The following is a 15,693-nucleotide window of genomic DNA, read 5'->3' as shown; positions in this document are numbered from 1 at the left end:
GGAGGAGTGTACGACTATGAAGGATAAAGAAATGTTATTAGAAGAACATATCAAGGAACTGCGCATTAAAATCATATGGGTGATCTTTGTTTTTATTTTTACGTTGGTAATAGGTTTTTTTACGGCTACCCCCTTAATTGAACATTTAAAGAACGATCCGGCAGCTCAAGATATTCCATGGAACGTTTTTGGATTAACCGATGCCCTTAGTGTTTATTTACAGTTTGCATTTATTATTTCCATGGTGTTTACATTTCCATTTTGCTTATTCCAGCTTTGGAAATATGTTAGTCCAGGATTAAGCCGAGAGGAAAGAAAAGTAACCTTATCATTTATTCCAGCAGCGGCAGGATTGTTTGTTATTGGTCTTCTTTTTGCTTACTATTTTGTGTTTCCGTACCTTGTGGACTTTATGTCAATGATGTCAGAAAAGTTGGGAACCCAGGAATCATACGGTATACGTCAATATTTTCGATTCCTAATTAATATTGTGTTTCCAATCGGTCTTCTTTTTGAATTACCGGTCGTCATCCTGTTTTTCACTTATTTAGGTGTTTTGAAGCCAGCACATCTAACAAAGTTCCGAAAGGTTGCCTATCTTATTCTTGTATTAATTGCAGGTATGGTAACCCCTCCGGAGATAATTAGCAATATTCTCGTTAGTCTCCCGTTAATTGCTTTATATGAGTGTAGTGTATGGTTATCGCGAATTGTCTACAAGAAAAAAAGCGGCAATTGATTCAAAGCCCCCATATCCACATACCGACAGCGGAGTATAGAGAAAGTGTTACCCTATCATTGAAATGTTGTGACTTACCTCTTTTTGGACACTTACTCTTTATAACTACATGGGGGACATTTACACATGGAAAAATTCACAATTTGGCTCTATATGCCAAATTATCCTTTGTTTTCATTTGGTATCATAGTTAAAAATAATTTTATTAAAAGGTGGTGATCAGATTGCTAACTCCACGATGGAGGATTACTTGGAAAAGATTCACCTGTTAATGGAAGAAAAAGGGTTTGTTAGAGCGGTGGATTTTTAGAGAAGTTGAAAGAATCGAGCACCATATCAGTAAGCCTACAGCGGTTTGTATATCTAATCTTCTGAGCTTTTTTGTGGCAAACCCCCACATCAAAGAATCTTTTGTTAAATACACGCGGATAGAGGGACCGCATTCTAATTAGAGGTTATTGGGTAGAGTCAGGAAATTAATATTACAACGTTAAGGAATTTGAAAGATAAAAAAGCCTAATTCCTCAGTATTTTTAATGAGAAATTAGGCTTTCGATTTTCAAGAATTGCGCCCGATCGTGGATTATTCTTAAATTCTTCGATATCGTTCTCTCAAATATTTTAGACTCGCTTATTTTCCCAAACCTTCTAACAAGTTCTGTAAAACAATCATCGCTTCTTCTATTACATCTTTCTGATCATGGTGATCTGCAATCCATAATATTGCTTCATTCATTGCTCCAGAAAGACAATGCGTCATTGCCTCTACGGAAATAGGCTTTATTAGATCCTGCTCCCGCATCAACTGTAATTGTTCCTTCAGTGAATTCATCGAATATTTTTCGTCCATTTTTCGAAAGGTATCCCAGCCTAATACGGCCGGTCCATCAATCAAAAGGATACGTTGATTATGCGATTGTACTGCCCCTTCCAGAAAAGCTCGGCACCCGTTGATTAATTGCTGCCAGCTATCATTACTTTTTGCTGCCTCCGCTTCCACATGCCCCCCTACCTCTTTTTGAACCGCTTCAAATACGGCAAGAAAAAGCCCTTTTTTATTTTTAAAATGATGATATAAAGCACCCCTCGTTAATTCTGCTTCTTTTACGATCTCTTCTAAGGCAACGTTCGCATATCCATACGCTGTAAAATGATGTCGTGCAATTTCTGTTAAGCTTTGTATCGTTCGCTCTGTTTCCGTTTTATTTTTCTTCATGCTGCTTACACTCCTCACTCCACTTGACGCACTATCTCCAATGCATGTTCATCCTTTAATTTTACCAAAGTTCTTAATCCATTTATAATGATTTTAGGGTTCATATCATCATTTTCTGATATATACTGATGTATCCAAGTGAGGACTACTTCGGGATTTTCTTTTGTTAAATCATTAATATGGTTGGCTACAGACTTTTGAACATAGCGGGAACTGTCATGCATTAAATTCTCCAGCAAACGCAAATTGTTTTGTACATTATCCTTTAATGGAGGGATCTTTTTAGCCCATGGAAGTCTTGGTCGAGTTCCTTCACTTACTAATCGCCTAACATGTGAATTAGGATCATTTATCCAATCTCGAAAATAAGCCATACAGCAATCGGTATCTGCTATTAAATAAGGACGGATAGCATATTCTGATGTATGTCGTTTTGTAATTTCATACATCGCATTTAGAGATAAATCAAAGTGATCCAGTCCATACCTTTCGACAAAGTAGGCGACTGGCATTAGAAAATAGCCTTTGGTAAACATGCCTTCTTCTGTTTTATTTTCTGGTCCTAAAATCTTTAATAAGATAGCTAAAGCTTCTTCATAATCAGTTGGAAGATGTTGTTTTAATGTGTCCGCTATCACCTCAACGCGAGCCTTCAATTCTTTATTTTCTACTTCGCTAGCTACAGACTTTACAAAAGACTTTTTGGTAAAACGAGGATAATGCGAATGAATTAAATCTGCTAATTGAACTGCCAATCTCCCATCAAAGTAAGATTTCAGAGGTACATACTCACTCATTATGACTCGTCCTTCCACACTTCTTCTTTATATTGATCTTGAAAGGACTCATCAGGCGGAATAACCGTAATGACATCAATTAATACCCCATTAGGGTCACTAGTAATAAAATGCCTTTGACCAAACGCCTCGTCACGTAAATCAAGATGTAAGGGAAGCTGTTTTTCTTTAATCAATTGTTGATACACTTCATCTACATTTTCTACTTCAAAATTAAGAATTAATCCCTGGACAGACTTTCCAAAAGAAGATGGCACTGTTTCATGAGTAGCCTGAAGGATTGCCAACTCATCACCAGTCTCTTCTTGCTTCAAACTCATGTACCAATCCGCATCAAAAACAATGGATAATCCAAAATACTGTTGGTAGAATGCACTTGTTTCCTTTACTTTCTTTGTCATCAATACTGGGTAAAAACTGCTAAGTCTCAATTTCTTCACTCCCTCATCATAAGTTAAGATTATTTTAACATACAAACAGAATGTATGTTAGTAAAAATTAATTTTTCATCTATGATCAGACTAACTTTAGTGATTAAAGTATTACTTCACTATCTGTTCCGCTTCAGAAAGAAAGAGCGCAAGTCTCATTCGAGATTTGCGCCCCGTTTGCGGCAGTGTAACAGGATACAACAATGACTAAACAAATCTAAAAATTAATAAACTAATTGCAAAAAAGATATATGCAACCTGAATGATTATGTCGGTCTGATCTGTGCTTAGGAAAAGGGGCACTTCCTATTCCATTCTGCTTAATAGGCGTAGATCCTTACTCTGGAAATGCGCCCGATTATTGAATAATTTTACTTTCATCCTTTTTCTCTAAAAATTTTACCTCTCTCACTAAAAACCAATATTGGGAACTTAATCCTTATCATCAAAAACAATTTCTAATACAGCAATCAGCAGTGCAATAATGATCTCTGCTTTCAAGGAAAGTGTAATACTTTTCATAAACTCGTCCACTGTATACAGTACTAGCCAGTTCGATGTGCCTTCAAAACTGATTCGGACAAAAAACGACTTTATTTTTCCTGTTATATTTTGGATGGACAGTTTGAAAATTGCTTTGGAAAATAATTCGACAATGACGCCGAGAATAAAGAAACTGACAACAAAAACAATCAATGACCAGATAGATTTATATTGAACGCCGAGTAGTTCAAAAGCCCCTACCAATCCAAAGAAATAAAGACCTAAGACAAAGCCGAGCACCAGGATAATGAGAAGCGCTATTCCGGCCACTGTTACTGTCTTACCTTTTATATTCATATTATAAAATGAATCTTCATTATGTTCTGGCATAGGTCTGTTTCTCCTTCTACTGGTATCTTTAAAGTGTGTTTTATAAGGAAATGGCTTAACGCGAATTTAGTGATATTTAATTGGCGATACCCCTCATTTTAGTTGCTCCCCGTTATAACCAGAACGACAACAATGATTTACTATAATGCTGTTTACTAATTTGTAGCAAGTATCCTGATTGGACTTTGTCCTATTCTATACTGGGCCTTATATGCAAGATGAGTCCTTCTCCTTATTAAGGATATGCGCCCTTTAATTGAAGACTAAAAACCAGTAAACATTTTTCACCCCAATTAGTATTTATGGTTTTCTTCGGCAGATATTGCATCTGATTCCGTTTCATGAACAGTTCCAAATGGGTGTTCAGGCGGGGCATAGATTGTGTAAAGTTTAATTGGTTTATGACCTGTATTAATGATATTGTGCCATACACCGGCAGGTACCATGACCGCATAATCATCATAAACTCTTTCTTGAAAGTATAAATGATCTTTCGTTTCCCCCATTTGAACAATACCTTCGCCTTCTTCAATACGTAAGAATTGATCAACTGTGGGATGAACTTCTAAACCTATATCTCCTCCAACGTTAATACTCATCAAAGTAACTTGCATATAATTTCCTGTCCATATAGCTGTACGAAATGTATTGTTTTGCTTAGCAGCTTGGTTTATATTCACGACAAATGGTTCTTTTCCATAATCTTTCATTACGGTGCCTGCATAGCTTTGAGTGTTTGTATGTGGCCAATATTGGTTTGCATAACCGGATTCATTTGACATACCCCGGTAATCAGGAATCTTGTAACAGTCACGCATTGGTGGATTAGCATAATAAGGATACGGGTAAGGGTAGTAAGGATATGGGTAACGATACATATTTATTCATTCCTCTCATGGCATATAGTTTATAAAATCATCATATGTCACATGTTTTTAAAGGTTATTGCTGGACTACCTAATCAAGTTGTCTTTTATTGTCCATTGTGAATTAGTGTACTTTTTTCATAAAAAGGTTTGATCGTTTCATAGCCGTGATCTTCAACAATCGCGCCCTATAATTTAATTAAAGAACTTTTCCTAAAAAATTCTTCAATCATTGAATTCCTCTACTACTCTATCTAGCCATTCGTTAATAAGTGAATTAAACAATTCTGGTTGCTCAATTTGCAAGTTGTGACCAGCTCTATCCAAAACAGAAAATGTTCCCCTTGGGAATTGATTCAAAACTTCAAATGCATCCTTATATCCAACTATAGAATCCTGTTTCCCAAGCAAGAATACACTGGGTTTAACAAACCCGACTCCGTCCAAATTGAAAGAAAATCCATATCTTTTTTGTACTTTGGCTAAGAATTCCTCATCTGCTATCTTACAACCGGCCATAACTTCACTGATGTACCTCATCCAGTTATATTCGTCTAGAACAACTTGATTTGAGCTGAAATCATCTGCTTCCTCTTTTGTTAATTTAGACAAAAATTCATTATCTGAATATACAATAGTATGTTCTGGAAGCGTTCTATCGTCTTTCTCAGGTAAAATCATGGGACAAATAAATGCAGCACCCAATATCTGTTCTTTCTGCATCTTGATGATTCCTCTCGATAGATAACCACCATAGGATTCACCTGCAATTAGGTAGGTTTGATTTGGTATTAAAGTTTCAATAAAATTTATTAATGACTCTAACATTTCATCAGAATTACTTATTTGTTCATAATCACTAGTTTGACCCATTCCTGGTAGATCAACGTAAATACGTCTCCATCCTTCTCTTTCTTTAAAAATAGGCTCCATACAACCACTCATCAGTCTCTGGTCGGGCGAAAACCCATGTATCATTATAATCGGTTTTCCTGTCCCAATGTCTTCGTAGTAAATATTAGCGTTTTTAACTTTACAGAAAGGCATTTTTTATCCCCCAAATTCAATTAGATATTTACAAGAATATGCGTTCGCCATAAATATAACAGACTGTAAGGCTTTATTCTACAAAATGGCCCTTTAAAGAAATATCGGACGCAGCTTTATTCAAGAATGGCGCCCTATAATTGAGCAACTCATCTATGATTGTACAAGGCTTAAATTTGAAATCCGATTGCACGTGCCAGTCGTGCCAATCCCCCGAATACAACCCTTTGTAAGAAGATAGGAGGTCCTACTATATATCCGTCTATACACTCCCACGCCATCCCCAGCCATAACGGATTCCAAGGTATGCCTTTGGAATTTAATTTGTTTTGTTTGGTTAATTTATGAATAAGTCTGAACATGTTCCAATGATTTCCCGGTGGTCGGATTTCATGAATAGCTATCAACCGATCTTTACTCTCGTTCCAGAATTGATGCACCTGTTTGGGAAGAACCTTAATATGTTGACCAGGTCCAAGAAGCTGCTCCTCGCCATCTACTATAAAGCGCATCTTCCCTTCCTTAACCGTAAATGATTCCGTCAGAATTGGATGCCAATGAGGGCCGTTCATAGCACCCCGTTTCAATACGAGATGTTCAACAATTAAAAATTCCCCTTTTTTATCAGTGCCTCGATCTAAAAAAGTAATTGTTGTTCCGTCTGGATGAACGAGTACCTCTTCCGTTGGCCTATCCATTTGAATCCCCCTTTATTCAGCAGTTTCCATTATATCTCCTGATTTAAATTATTGAACATTATATAGAGGTTTGGTTATTCAATTATCTCGCCATTTAAATGAATGATCGCTAATCTTTATTCCTGAAAAGCGCCCTTTTGCGGAACAGCTAAATATGATCATCGCTTTTGACTTGTTGAAAAAAGCTAACCAGATTGTTGTCGGGATCAGTTACTGCAAAGTCTCGTTCTTCCCACCACTGATCTCTTAATGGTGCTTTGGGGTTCAAAATACCCAAAGGCTTAATACGTTGATATAGTTCATCAATCCCTTCCACTTCAATGCGGCAACTGGCAGTACCAGCAATAAACGACTCGGCACCTGAACAGACTGGTGAAGAATTACCACGAGCGCGCCAGCTTTCATCACTTGCTTCCCAAAGATGAATCCGAACCTCATTACACATAAGGATAGCGAAACCGACCTCATGGTGGACCAAGGTAAAACCAAGTTTATCGCAATAAAAACCCATGCTTTGTTTAATATTCCTCACTGGCAATGCCGGAATAGATTGTAACATTCTCATGTATTAATTTTCCTTTCATTTTCAATGTTATAACCTCTTACTATTAATTCGATTCACTTAAGAATAATCCTTTTTCTAATTCCGTTAAATGGCCCAATTCAGACGTACGCCTTGTTCGACAAGCGCGCCCTATTGTTTTGCAGCTTTAGCGTAACCCAGTATTTGCGTATGCAATAAAATCCATACATCAGAAATGATTATGCCAGTCTGTGCAAGCACAAATTGCTGCCTAAACCATCTAGAGATCGCGAACATTCCAAACAATTTCACCATGTTCATCCCACGTGCTGTGGTCTCGTTTAAATCCTATTTTTTCAAGCACTCGAAAAGATGCAACATTCCAGGATCCCACTGTTGACCAGAGCCGGCGGCGCCCGGTGGCTATTGCACCATCCAAGACTGCGGATGCTGCTTCAGTTGCATAGCCATTACCGTGTACCCTACGGAACAGCTCGTAGGCGATCTCCGGCTCTTCCAGCGTAGAGCGACCAATAATCAATCCGCAGTACCCAATATAATCTCCTTCATCTCGGCGACGAATGGTGAGTGGAGCGATACCATTTTCCAATGCTTTATTACGTAAACTGATGACTTTGTTACGAGCAACATCGGGAGTAGGCATATCCTGGCCACGTTCGGCAACAAGTTCCCTATACCAGGATGCATCTGATTCCCTCCACATACTCAGTGACAGTCGATCGGTTTCCATCTCAAACTCCATAGGTTCAAAATTAGCTGTCATCGCAAAAACACGCTCCTCTTCTCATAGTTTTTCAAATTACTTTTCTAAGCCCCACCTTACACATCATACACGATTGACATTTCGCATTTTATTTTACACTATCAGGAGTTACATAGTTAATGCATTACAACAATTTTATTTTTCATTTTGAAACAAAGTAAAATCTCTTATTTAACAATCTGGCCCTATATACGAAACTTACACCAATCCTTATTCAAGAATGGCGCCCGATAGTGGCACATGCTTATTCAGCTTTCGAGCCCCTTTTGCTTAATAATCATTTTCCATCTATGAAAGAAACAATCCGACCAAAAACCAAAATGATACCGCTGGTGTATGTATAAATGCAACTCTGAACTTTCCCTCGTATAAAACATTTGTTAAGTCAAATAATAGGTATCAGAAAGGATGATAACTATGGATCGATATTTGGATTCAACAAAGAAATTGGAAGATCAATTATTAAATGTTCATCAATATAAGCTAGACATTTGGAAAGAATATGTTTTATTTGACTGGCATTGGTGGTTTGCTGTCTTATTTTCTATTATTCCTATTACCTTATGGATAAAATATCATAATAAAAATTTGACAGTAAAATTATTACTAGCAGGGCTGACCTCAGTAGTTTTATCTGTATTTCTGGATACTACATTTATTTTCTTTGGAATGTATGATTATCACTATGAATTTTTACCTATAGCCTCGAATTACATACCATGGAACTTTTTTATCATTCCTGTCTTAATAATGTTCACAATCCAATTATTTTACAAATTCAATGTGTATTTAAAAGGGGTTATTCTTTCTTTATTCGTTTCATTTATCGGACTTCCACTATTAAAAATAATAGGTGTTTTCTATATGATTGATTGGCATTATTTTTACTCGTTTGTTGCTATGTATATTATATTTGTACTATCTTATCAAATGAGTAAAATTGCAAAATCAAAATGAATTTGAAGAAAGCCTGAACCGAGAGCCACCAAGTGATAAAAAAGAATTTATTACCTGGTTAGTTGAAGAGCATTATCGGGAAAGTGAATAACATACTAGACAAAGAAATTAGGTGAAAAATGAATATCGTTTCCTATGAACTACTTCTTGAGGCCAACGATAAAGCTAAGAAATTAAATCTAAACCAAGATTTTATTGCGCTACTTGTAGAAGAGGTAAAACGCCGCGATTAATAATATCGTGGTTATTTTTTTATTCAACAATCTGGCCCTAATACGCAAGATGGGCGCTTCTCCTTATTAGGAAAAGCGCCCGTTTGGAGAATATACAAATTGCTATCGCTCCTTCGGCCAGGATCCTTGTTGTTTGCGAATTAATACTATTTGCCCTATATGGTATACGTTATGTAAAATCTGACGAGCCATCCTCCCAACATGTTCCTCTTCCAGCCTACTGTCATTAACTTGTGCTAGTGATTTACGCAAATCCCCACAAATTAGGCGAGTTTCTGCTAAGGCTGCCTTCCATTTTTCAGAGTCTGCTGGATCCCCGACATTTCCAAATGTATCTTCTGCCAAGATTTCCTTCCATTCTTCAGACTCTGGTTCCCCTATATCTCCATATGTATCCTTGCTATTAGATGCCTTTTTCCTAGGCGTTATGCCATTGATTTGTCTAACAAGCAGAGTGTTGTAATAGTTTAAATGGTTCACAGTTTGCCAAATTGTATTCCCTCCTCCAGGAGGTTGCCAGCTTGCATCTTTGGAATTTAAACCCTTAAGAGCAGATTCTAAAGGCAAAAACCAGGTCTCAGTATCCCAACTAAAGTCATATTCCATGCGGAAAATATCCATCAGTTCTAGGTTCATTTGCTTTCTCCCCTCACCTTAAGTTGTTATTAATTTTATAAAACAGCTCCCTTGATTCTACAAAACTGGCCCATATCCGCAAGTCAGGACCCCCATCCTTATTCCAGATAGGCGCCCGTTTAAGGAATAAATAGTAACTCCTTAAATTTCAGGCATTTATGAACACTTCTTCCAAAGTCGATTCCACTACTTTTAATTCATACAATTGGACTCCAGACTCAATTAATCCTTTGGAAAGTTTAGGAATTTCTTCATCAGAAGTAACATTCAATAATGCATAGTCTTTTTTTGTATCAACAAAAGTCAAATTCATACCCAGATCATTCGAAAGCTCAAAAGTTTTGGAAGCTGTTAGAATAGGTTTTGTTCGGACGGATATCCCAATCCCTTTAGCTGTTTCTGTTTTCAACTCACGTGGTGTCCCTAATTTCTTAATCACTCCATCACTAATAATTCCTACCCTGTCACTTATTCTTTCAATTTCATCCAGATTATGAGACGTAAGAAAAATGGTTTTCCCGCTTTTTTGCAGCTTTGTTATCATTTCGCGAATATGAATGGCTGATTCAGGATCGAGTCCTGAAGTAGGTTCATCAAGAAATATAATTTCCGGGTCTCCTAACAATGCCTGTGCAATACTGATTTTCTTTTTCATGCCGAAAGAATAGTTTTTAATTTTTTTCATACCTGCATCTTCTAGCCCCACACTATGTAAAAGGTTTTTATATTCATCTCTTGTACACTTATCTCCAACGATACTTCCCATATATTTCAAAAAGTTAATTCCCCTCATATCGTGATACAGATTAGTAATATCTGGCATTACACCAATTCTTTTTTTTACCTTATTCAGTTGATCTCCTGATGTACCCAATATATGAAAAGTTCCCGAAGTTTTGTTAATAATACCAGTTAGTGTATGAATCAACGTTGATTTTCCTGCACCATTGTGTCCTACAAATCCGAAGACTTCCCCTTTGTACACGGATAAACTAATGCCTTTTAGTACTTTTGATTCACCATAACTTTTCATCAAATTTTCCGCTACAATAACCTTTTTTGTCATTTATAAGTCCCTTCTTTCCATAATTAAAATTGAAACAACAAAGAAAGCAGCTCCGATCATTAATGGAAAGATCATAAAAATATAGGAATTATTTAGATAGTAAAATGGCAAAGTAAACTTAAACGGTATAAAATACCACCTATCTACCAAAAGTGAAATTAGATTAACGATTGGCAATACAATTGCAAGCAAAATACCGAGAAACATGGACAATTTAGTCTTTGGAATAATTGTCGAAATAAGATGCACGAACGTAACTATATAGAACAAAAAACAGATGGTCTGTATGTAATCTTTTAAAGACCAAGATCCTGAAATAATGAAAATCACACCATATGTAACTGATATTGTCGCAATCCAGAATAAAAAAGCACCCAATAATTTACCAAGCATAATTTGAAATCTCGATGCTTTTGTCACGAGCAGTCTTATGGTTTTCATTTCAATTTCACTATTAATTATGTCATGGGATATTGCAAATACAAATAAATAGCCAAATACTAAAATGACGGCTGAAACAGCACCAGTATATACTGCATCAACACTTATACTTTCGCCGCTTGTGACAATCTCATTAATCAAATCTTGGTGATTTTTTAAAAACCTGGCAGAAAAATAAGCAATGAGTGTTAAAAACAAAATGATTAATACCGAACGAACACTTTTAAATGCATCAACAAATTCACGTCTCAATATATAAATCATTTTCATTCCCCCTTTTGGAATCCTATTGAAACCATTAGAATTTTAGTGAGATTAATAAACGCTTTTATACATTATCAAATCTCATCAACATTTAAATAATCACGGATAACCAACCAGACAAGAAGTCCCGCCAAGAAAACTCCAGAAATCAATTTTAAACTGTCTATAGGTAATAAATTATATTTTATTGATAGACCACCTACAATTAAAGCTACCAACATAATCCACATAGAAATATACCCTGCAAAATGAGTATTAGATTTTGTCCGTTGATCATGCTTTCTGTACACACGATTCCAACCTTTTTCTTTATGGATTTTAATCCCAATAGAAATTACGTAAATCGCATTCAATATGACTAGTAACAGCAATATTGGATCACGTGAAAATATCAAAAAGTAAATGAAAAGCCCAATATTAATTAAACATTTGAAAATAAAATCTGTCCGATATTTAACATTCCCCATACTAAAAATCCCCTTCTATCCAAAATAAGTCTTTCATTTCACAATCCAGCGTTTTAGCTAATTTAATTGCCGTACCAATGTTAGGCTCATATCGTTGTTTTTCTATAGCTATAATTGTTTGTCGTGTTACCTGTATCGCTTCGGCCAGTTGATCTTGTGTAATTCCTTTACGCTTCCGGAAATCCTTTACGCAATTTTTGACGCCTTGTTTCATCAGGTTTACTCCTCTAAAAATTGTAATGTATACGTTACATTTACCATTATAATAAACCACCTATAATGTAATGTCAACATTACATTATAGGTGAATAAAAAAACACCTTTTATGGTGTTGCTTTTACACTACACCCTAGCTAATCAACTCATATATTTTATTTTCTTTATTGTTTAACCCTAATTAAATCCCGCAAGAAATTCTTTACTTTCTTCCACAAACTGGCCCTTTACGTGAAGGCGATACAGTTGTCGTGTACAAATTAGATCGGATTGGAAGAAGTACGAAACATCTAGTGGATCTCATTAGTGAATTCGAGGAAAAAGATATTAACTTTGTATCGATTAATGAAAATATTGATACCACCACAGCGATGGGAAAATTAGTTGTTACAATCTTTTGTGGACTGGCGCAGTTTGAACGGGATATTATATCTGAGCGAACGAAGTCTGGTCTGGTGGCTGCAAAAGCCAGAGGAAGAAATGAAATGGTGGCAGACCAAAGAAAGACCAGTCTAGGCTAAATATGGCTTTTCGGATGTATGATAGTGAAGAATATAATAGCATTACAGAAATTCTAAATGCAACAGATATTAGTAGGTCTACTTTCTATCGATATTTGGCTGCAAGATAAGATATTTTTTATCACTACTCTACAAAGGTTGAACACCCAAAATTACTTGTTAGGCTTTTAGAATGCCAGATTTTTTGTCGAATAATTATAAGAATAAAAATGTTTAACATATAGTCAAGATAAGGTATACTATAAATAGAAAATCATACAATAAAAAAACCGCCCCATGCGACCAACATGGAACGGTACAATAGACTATCCCCATCAAGAGGGGAAGGCGCGGCACAGAGAGTAATCCCTCAACTGACATCCAAATCACATGAGGGATTATTTTTTATGGTTTTTATCGGACATGATAAACGTAATTAACATGCCGAATGAAATCATCAGCGTTAATACTTTATCAATATCCATAAGCAACACCTCCTTTTCAGGAAGTATCCTAAAAAGTGAAAGTGCGCCTAACCCTCATGTGAAAATTAATCTATTGTTACTCTATTATACCAAAAATAACAGGTTAATCTTCGTTTTGTTAAGATAGTTTTGTACTTTTTAGTCAAGGTTATCATTTTAACAAACTTAGCTACTGTACCTAAAGCGTATAAGCTGAAATTTCATATATATAAGTATGGGTAGAAAAATTTGAAATCCGTATTAAAGCGAGAAAAACTTTTGCGAAAATAGGTTTATCACCCTTCTTTGGTCCAATAAAAACAATTCGAGGGATATTAGGAAATAATACGGATTATTTCTCCACGAGATATTCAACAAACGCCCCCGTTTGCAGATTATAAATTTCTAACATAGTTCCTCTATTTTTATAGGAGAAAGTTTTGAAAAAGAGAAATAGTGATAACTGCTGTTGATAAAGTACCGAAAGATGTTAGAGTGATGACTTTTCTGTTATTTTGCTCTTTTGAAGGTTTAATTAGCTCATAATACGCTGCAATCCATATAATTACGGATGCTAAAGTAATAATACTGATAGACATATTTCATACACCCTTCCTATATTTGATTATAACTTATCATTACCATTCATATGGATATGAACTTTTGACAATTATTAATGAGAAAATTACGGCTTATTTTCATTTATTTTGGAGACATTAATGGAAAACTCCTCAAAACTCAATTGTCCTAAGGCAAACTTCATACTTTGAACATAAATAGTTTCATTTTTAGTTAGTTCGCGTTTTGCTTCCTTTTCAATCCATTCTTGCTCTGTGTCCATAACATTTAAAACATGTTTTTGTTTTGAAAAAGCCTCATAGTACCTTAATCCAAACTTCCTTTGGGAGATAGCATCAATATGAATGCCATCCGGATTAGCTGTTAAGCCTTTTGATGTTACAAAATAGCAGTTTTTTTCGTTATGAGCAACTTTAGATAAAATCTTGTTTATTTGATTGTATTCTACAGCGTTTTTCCCAAATCCTGCCTCTCCAAGATAATGTCCTAATTCGCCAATAATAATCGGAATATCCGGTGCATTCAATTCTTCTCTCAAGTGATTAAATAATGAAAGCAATTTATCTTCATACGTCCTATAACGTTCTCCGTAACTGTCGCTTTCTCCCTGATGCCACAAGATTCCTATTATTTTACTCGTCTCCATAGCAAATTTTGCTTCAGAAATCGCATGTCTTGTTAATAGTCCATCAATTGCCCACTCATCAATCGAGCTTCCTCCCTCGGCACATGGTATTATTCCAATGGACTGACCTTGGTGATCTTCTGTCCAGACCTGAGCAAAGGAAGCTGCTGGTCCAATACCAGATACATGACGATCAAAATTAAGCGGTTCCGCCATCATTTGCCATCTACCATTTCTCAACATATTTATGTGCTCATTATAAATCGGCGGTACATCCTTAATAAACCCTCTTCCAGCCATATTCGATTGTCCGATTATTAATATAGATTTCATATAAAACCTTCTCTCTTTGTTTGCCTAGGTCTAATTAGATTCTTTTGCCAAGTTGATTTTGTTCCTTCATTTAAATTACTCTTATTAGAGATTCGCGCCCGTTTGGTGAATAAAGGAATTGCTTCTAAATTACCGAGTTTACGGCATTATACAAAGTGTCTGTGTAAGTTAATCATTAGGATTAATGATGGCTAAAACCTGATGATCTTCCCACTTTCCGTTTATCTTTGTGTTTTTTTTAGCAATGCCTTCTTGATGAAATCCTGATTTCTCCAAAACCCGTATAGAGCCTATATTGTGAGGTTGTACCCCAGCTTCTATACGATGTAGTTTCAATTCATCAAAAGCAAATTTTACAATCAACCTTGTGGCTTCAGTCATAAAACCTTTACCATTATATTTTTTATCTAAGAAGTAGCCGATAACAGCACTTTGGGATGATTCACGGAGAATATGAAAAAGATTGATAGTACCTACTAGCTTGTTCTCACCATTTTCAAAAATCCCAAGATAATAGTCCTCATCTTGTTTAATATTTTCGGTAGCCTTTTTTATCCTTTCTAGTTGCCCTTCGATTGTATAGAAGTTACTACTACGAGTCATTGCAAATTCCTCGAAGAAATCACGGTTTTCTTTTTGTAAATTCAGCATAGCTTGGGCGTCATCGTTATTAAATATCCGTAAATGTATATTTTCACCTTTTATCATAAAATTCACCTTTCTAATTCTAAAATTATAAACAATATTATTGTATATGAATCTACTTTATTTATCTGTGTAATTTTTGATAAAGTGTTCCCCTTAGTAGCATCCATATGTGAAACGGATAACAATTTTTATTCCATAATTGCCCTTATCATGAAAAAGGCGCAGTTCCTTAATCCAGAAATGCGCCCGTTAATTGAAGAGTGTATAATATATCAAATTAATTTAATTCT

Annotated in this window: 21 protein-coding genes; 5 read left to right on the top strand and 16 right to left on the bottom strand. The window is 35.7% G+C overall.

From position 1 onward, the window contains the following. The first annotated feature begins 16 nt into the window (after positions 1-16). A complete protein-coding gene (tatC, locus tag LG329_RS16885) occupies positions 17-739 on the top strand; it encodes a twin-arginine translocase subunit TatC (RefSeq protein ID WP_404452000.1) in 723 nt (240 codons plus the stop codon). A 631-nt stretch (positions 740-1,370) separates the two neighbouring features. Here tatC and LG329_RS16880 read toward each other — a convergent pair. From LG329_RS16880 to LG329_RS16840, 9 genes are all read right to left on the bottom strand, one after another. After that, entirely contained in the window at positions 1,371-1,955 is a 585-nt protein-coding gene (locus tag LG329_RS16880) for a TetR/AcrR family transcriptional regulator (RefSeq protein WP_404451999.1), read from the bottom strand. A gap of 14 nt (positions 1,956-1,969) precedes the next feature. After that, positions 1,970-2,752 (bottom strand): DNA alkylation repair protein, encoded by a 783-nt coding sequence (locus tag LG329_RS16875; protein WP_404451998.1) that lies wholly within the window; start codon positions 2,750-2,752, stop codon positions 1,970-1,972. Next, positions 2,752-3,183 carry a VOC family protein gene (locus LG329_RS16870; protein WP_404451997.1) on the bottom strand — a complete coding sequence of 144 codons (432 nt, stop codon included), beginning with the start codon at positions 3,181-3,183 and terminating at the stop codon, positions 2,752-2,754. The genes LG329_RS16875 and LG329_RS16870 overlap by 1 nt, the downstream gene beginning before the upstream one ends. Positions 3,184-3,615: 432 nt before the next feature. Further along, on the bottom strand, positions 3,616-4,056 hold the full coding sequence (locus LG329_RS16865; protein WP_404451996.1) for a regulatory YrvL family protein: 441 nt from the start codon (positions 4,054-4,056) through the stop codon (positions 3,616-3,618). A gap of 293 nt (positions 4,057-4,349) precedes the next feature. Continuing rightward, the gene (locus LG329_RS16860; protein ID WP_404451995.1) at positions 4,350-4,934 is read right to left on the bottom strand and encodes a cupin domain-containing protein; all 585 of its coding nucleotides are present in this window, start codon (positions 4,932-4,934) and stop codon (positions 4,350-4,352) included. Positions 4,935-5,147: 213 nt separating this feature from the next. Next, positions 5,148-5,969 (bottom strand): alpha/beta fold hydrolase, encoded by an 822-nt coding sequence (locus tag LG329_RS16855; RefSeq protein WP_404451994.1) that lies wholly within the window; start codon positions 5,967-5,969, stop codon positions 5,148-5,150. Positions 5,970-6,139: 170 nt separating this feature from the next. Continuing rightward, a complete protein-coding gene (locus LG329_RS16850) occupies positions 6,140-6,667 on the bottom strand; it encodes a cupin domain-containing protein (protein WP_404451993.1) in 528 nt (175 codons plus the stop codon). Positions 6,668-6,815: 148 nt separating this feature from the next. After that, positions 6,816-7,232, bottom strand: a complete 417-nt coding sequence (locus LG329_RS16845; RefSeq protein WP_404451992.1) for a bleomycin resistance protein — start codon at positions 7,230-7,232, stop codon at positions 6,816-6,818. Positions 7,233-7,470: 238 nt separating this feature from the next. Next, a complete protein-coding gene (locus LG329_RS16840; RefSeq protein WP_404451991.1) occupies positions 7,471-7,974 on the bottom strand; it encodes a GNAT family N-acetyltransferase in 504 nt (167 codons plus the stop codon). Between the two features lie 417 nt (positions 7,975-8,391). On the opposite strand from LG329_RS16840, the gene LG329_RS16835 reads away from it, so the two are divergent. After that, complete coding sequence (locus tag LG329_RS16835; protein ID WP_404451990.1) at positions 8,392-8,931, top strand: CBO0543 family protein; 540 nt, start codon at positions 8,392-8,394, stop codon at positions 8,929-8,931. 119 nt (positions 8,932-9,050) lie between these two features. Beyond that, positions 9,051-9,164 (top strand): sporulation histidine kinase inhibitor Sda, encoded by a 114-nt coding sequence (gene sda, locus LG329_RS16830; protein ID WP_404451989.1) that lies wholly within the window; start codon positions 9,051-9,053, stop codon positions 9,162-9,164. A gap of 102 nt (positions 9,165-9,266) precedes the next feature. Here the strand turns inward: sda and LG329_RS16825 are convergent, their stop codons facing one another. The 5 genes from LG329_RS16825 to LG329_RS16805 all read right to left on the bottom strand — a co-directional run bounded on the left by LG329_RS16825 (position 9,267) and on the right by LG329_RS16805 (position 12,252). Further along, on the bottom strand, positions 9,267-9,800 hold the full coding sequence (locus LG329_RS16825) for a DinB family protein (RefSeq protein ID WP_404451988.1): 534 nt from the start codon (positions 9,798-9,800) through the stop codon (positions 9,267-9,269). A gap of 148 nt (positions 9,801-9,948) precedes the next feature. Further along, on the bottom strand, positions 9,949-10,866 hold the full coding sequence (locus LG329_RS16820) for an ABC transporter ATP-binding protein (protein WP_404451987.1): 918 nt from the start codon (positions 10,864-10,866) through the stop codon (positions 9,949-9,951). Continuing rightward, on the bottom strand, positions 10,867-11,571 hold the full coding sequence (locus tag LG329_RS16815) for an ABC transporter permease (protein WP_404451986.1): 705 nt from the start codon (positions 11,569-11,571) through the stop codon (positions 10,867-10,869). Positions 11,572-11,645: 74 nt separating this feature from the next. After that, positions 11,646-12,038 (bottom strand): hypothetical protein, encoded by a 393-nt coding sequence (locus LG329_RS16810; protein ID WP_404451985.1) that lies wholly within the window; start codon positions 12,036-12,038, stop codon positions 11,646-11,648. 1 nt (position 12,039) lies between these two features. Next, a complete protein-coding gene (locus LG329_RS16805) occupies positions 12,040-12,252 on the bottom strand; it encodes a helix-turn-helix transcriptional regulator (protein WP_404451984.1) in 213 nt (70 codons plus the stop codon). Positions 12,253-12,505: 253 nt separating this feature from the next. On the opposite strand from LG329_RS16805, the gene LG329_RS16800 reads away from it, so the two are divergent. Continuing rightward, a complete protein-coding gene (locus LG329_RS16800) occupies positions 12,506-12,775 on the top strand; it encodes a recombinase family protein (RefSeq protein WP_404451983.1) in 270 nt (89 codons plus the stop codon). A gap of 2 nt (positions 12,776-12,777) precedes the next feature. Further along, a complete protein-coding gene (locus LG329_RS16795; RefSeq protein WP_404451981.1) occupies positions 12,778-12,885 on the top strand; it encodes a helix-turn-helix domain-containing protein in 108 nt (35 codons plus the stop codon). 1,018 nt (positions 12,886-13,903) lie between these two features. Here the strand turns inward: LG329_RS16795 and LG329_RS16790 are convergent. Then, positions 13,904-14,755: a sialate O-acetylesterase gene (locus LG329_RS16790; protein WP_404451980.1), complete on the bottom strand. Its 852-nt coding sequence runs from the start codon at positions 14,753-14,755 to the stop codon at positions 13,904-13,906. Between the two features lie 168 nt (positions 14,756-14,923). Further along, positions 14,924-15,463: a GNAT family N-acetyltransferase gene (locus tag LG329_RS16785; protein WP_404451979.1), complete on the bottom strand. Its 540-nt coding sequence runs from the start codon at positions 15,461-15,463 to the stop codon at positions 14,924-14,926. Between the last annotated feature and the right edge of the window lie 230 nt (positions 15,464-15,693).

The sequence above is a fragment of the Virgibacillus necropolis genome (assembly GCF_044793635.1).
In the GTDB taxonomy this organism is placed as follows: Bacteria; Bacillota; Bacilli; order Bacillales; family Amphibacillaceae; genus Virgibacillus_F; species Virgibacillus_F necropolis_A.
The sequence above is the reverse complement of the archived record's forward strand: the minus strand, read 5'-3'. Positions and strand labels throughout refer to the sequence as shown.

Coding starts and splice junctions, on each gene's coding strand:
- LG329_RS16795 (WP_404451981.1), top strand. CDS start 12,778: ATGGCTTTTCGGATGTATGATAGTGAAGAATATAATAGCATTACAGAA.
- LG329_RS16840 (WP_404451991.1), bottom strand. CDS start 7,974: ATGACAGCTAATTTTGAACCTATGGAGTTTGAGATGGAAACCGATCGA.
- LG329_RS16855 (WP_404451994.1), bottom strand. CDS start 5,969: ATGCCTTTCTGTAAAGTTAAAAACGCTAATATTTACTACGAAGACATT.
- LG329_RS16875 (WP_404451998.1), bottom strand. CDS start 2,752: ATGAGTGAGTATGTACCTCTGAAATCTTACTTTGATGGGAGATTGGCA.
- tatC (WP_404452000.1), top strand. CDS start 17: ATGAAGGATAAAGAAATGTTATTAGAAGAACATATCAAGGAACTGCGC.
- sda (WP_404451989.1), top strand. CDS start 9,051: ATGAATATCGTTTCCTATGAACTACTTCTTGAGGCCAACGATAAAGCT.
- LG329_RS16825 (WP_404451988.1), bottom strand. CDS start 9,800: ATGAACCTAGAACTGATGGATATTTTCCGCATGGAATATGACTTTAGT.
- LG329_RS16805 (WP_404451984.1), bottom strand. CDS start 12,252: ATGAAACAAGGCGTCAAAAATTGCGTAAAGGATTTCCGGAAGCGTAAA.
- LG329_RS16820 (WP_404451987.1), bottom strand. CDS start 10,866: ATGACAAAAAAGGTTATTGTAGCGGAAAATTTGATGAAAAGTTATGGT.
- LG329_RS16785 (WP_404451979.1), bottom strand. CDS start 15,463: ATGATAAAAGGTGAAAATATACATTTACGGATATTTAATAACGATGAC.
- LG329_RS16850 (WP_404451993.1), bottom strand. CDS start 6,667: ATGGATAGGCCAACGGAAGAGGTACTCGTTCATCCAGACGGAACAACA.
- LG329_RS16815 (WP_404451986.1), bottom strand. CDS start 11,571: ATGATTTATATATTGAGACGTGAATTTGTTGATGCATTTAAAAGTGTT.
- LG329_RS16880 (WP_404451999.1), bottom strand. CDS start 1,955: ATGAAGAAAAATAAAACGGAAACAGAGCGAACGATACAAAGCTTAACA.
- LG329_RS16860 (WP_404451995.1), bottom strand. CDS start 4,934: ATGTATCGTTACCCATATCCTTACTACCCTTACCCGTATCCTTATTAT.
- LG329_RS16845 (WP_404451992.1), bottom strand. CDS start 7,232: ATGAGAATGTTACAATCTATTCCGGCATTGCCAGTGAGGAATATTAAA.
- LG329_RS16810 (WP_404451985.1), bottom strand. CDS start 12,038: ATGGGGAATGTTAAATATCGGACAGATTTTATTTTCAAATGTTTAATT.
- LG329_RS16790 (WP_404451980.1), bottom strand. CDS start 14,755: ATGAAATCTATATTAATAATCGGACAATCGAATATGGCTGGAAGAGGG.
- LG329_RS16865 (WP_404451996.1), bottom strand. CDS start 4,056: ATGCCAGAACATAATGAAGATTCATTTTATAATATGAATATAAAAGGT.
- LG329_RS16835 (WP_404451990.1), top strand. CDS start 8,392: ATGGATCGATATTTGGATTCAACAAAGAAATTGGAAGATCAATTATTA.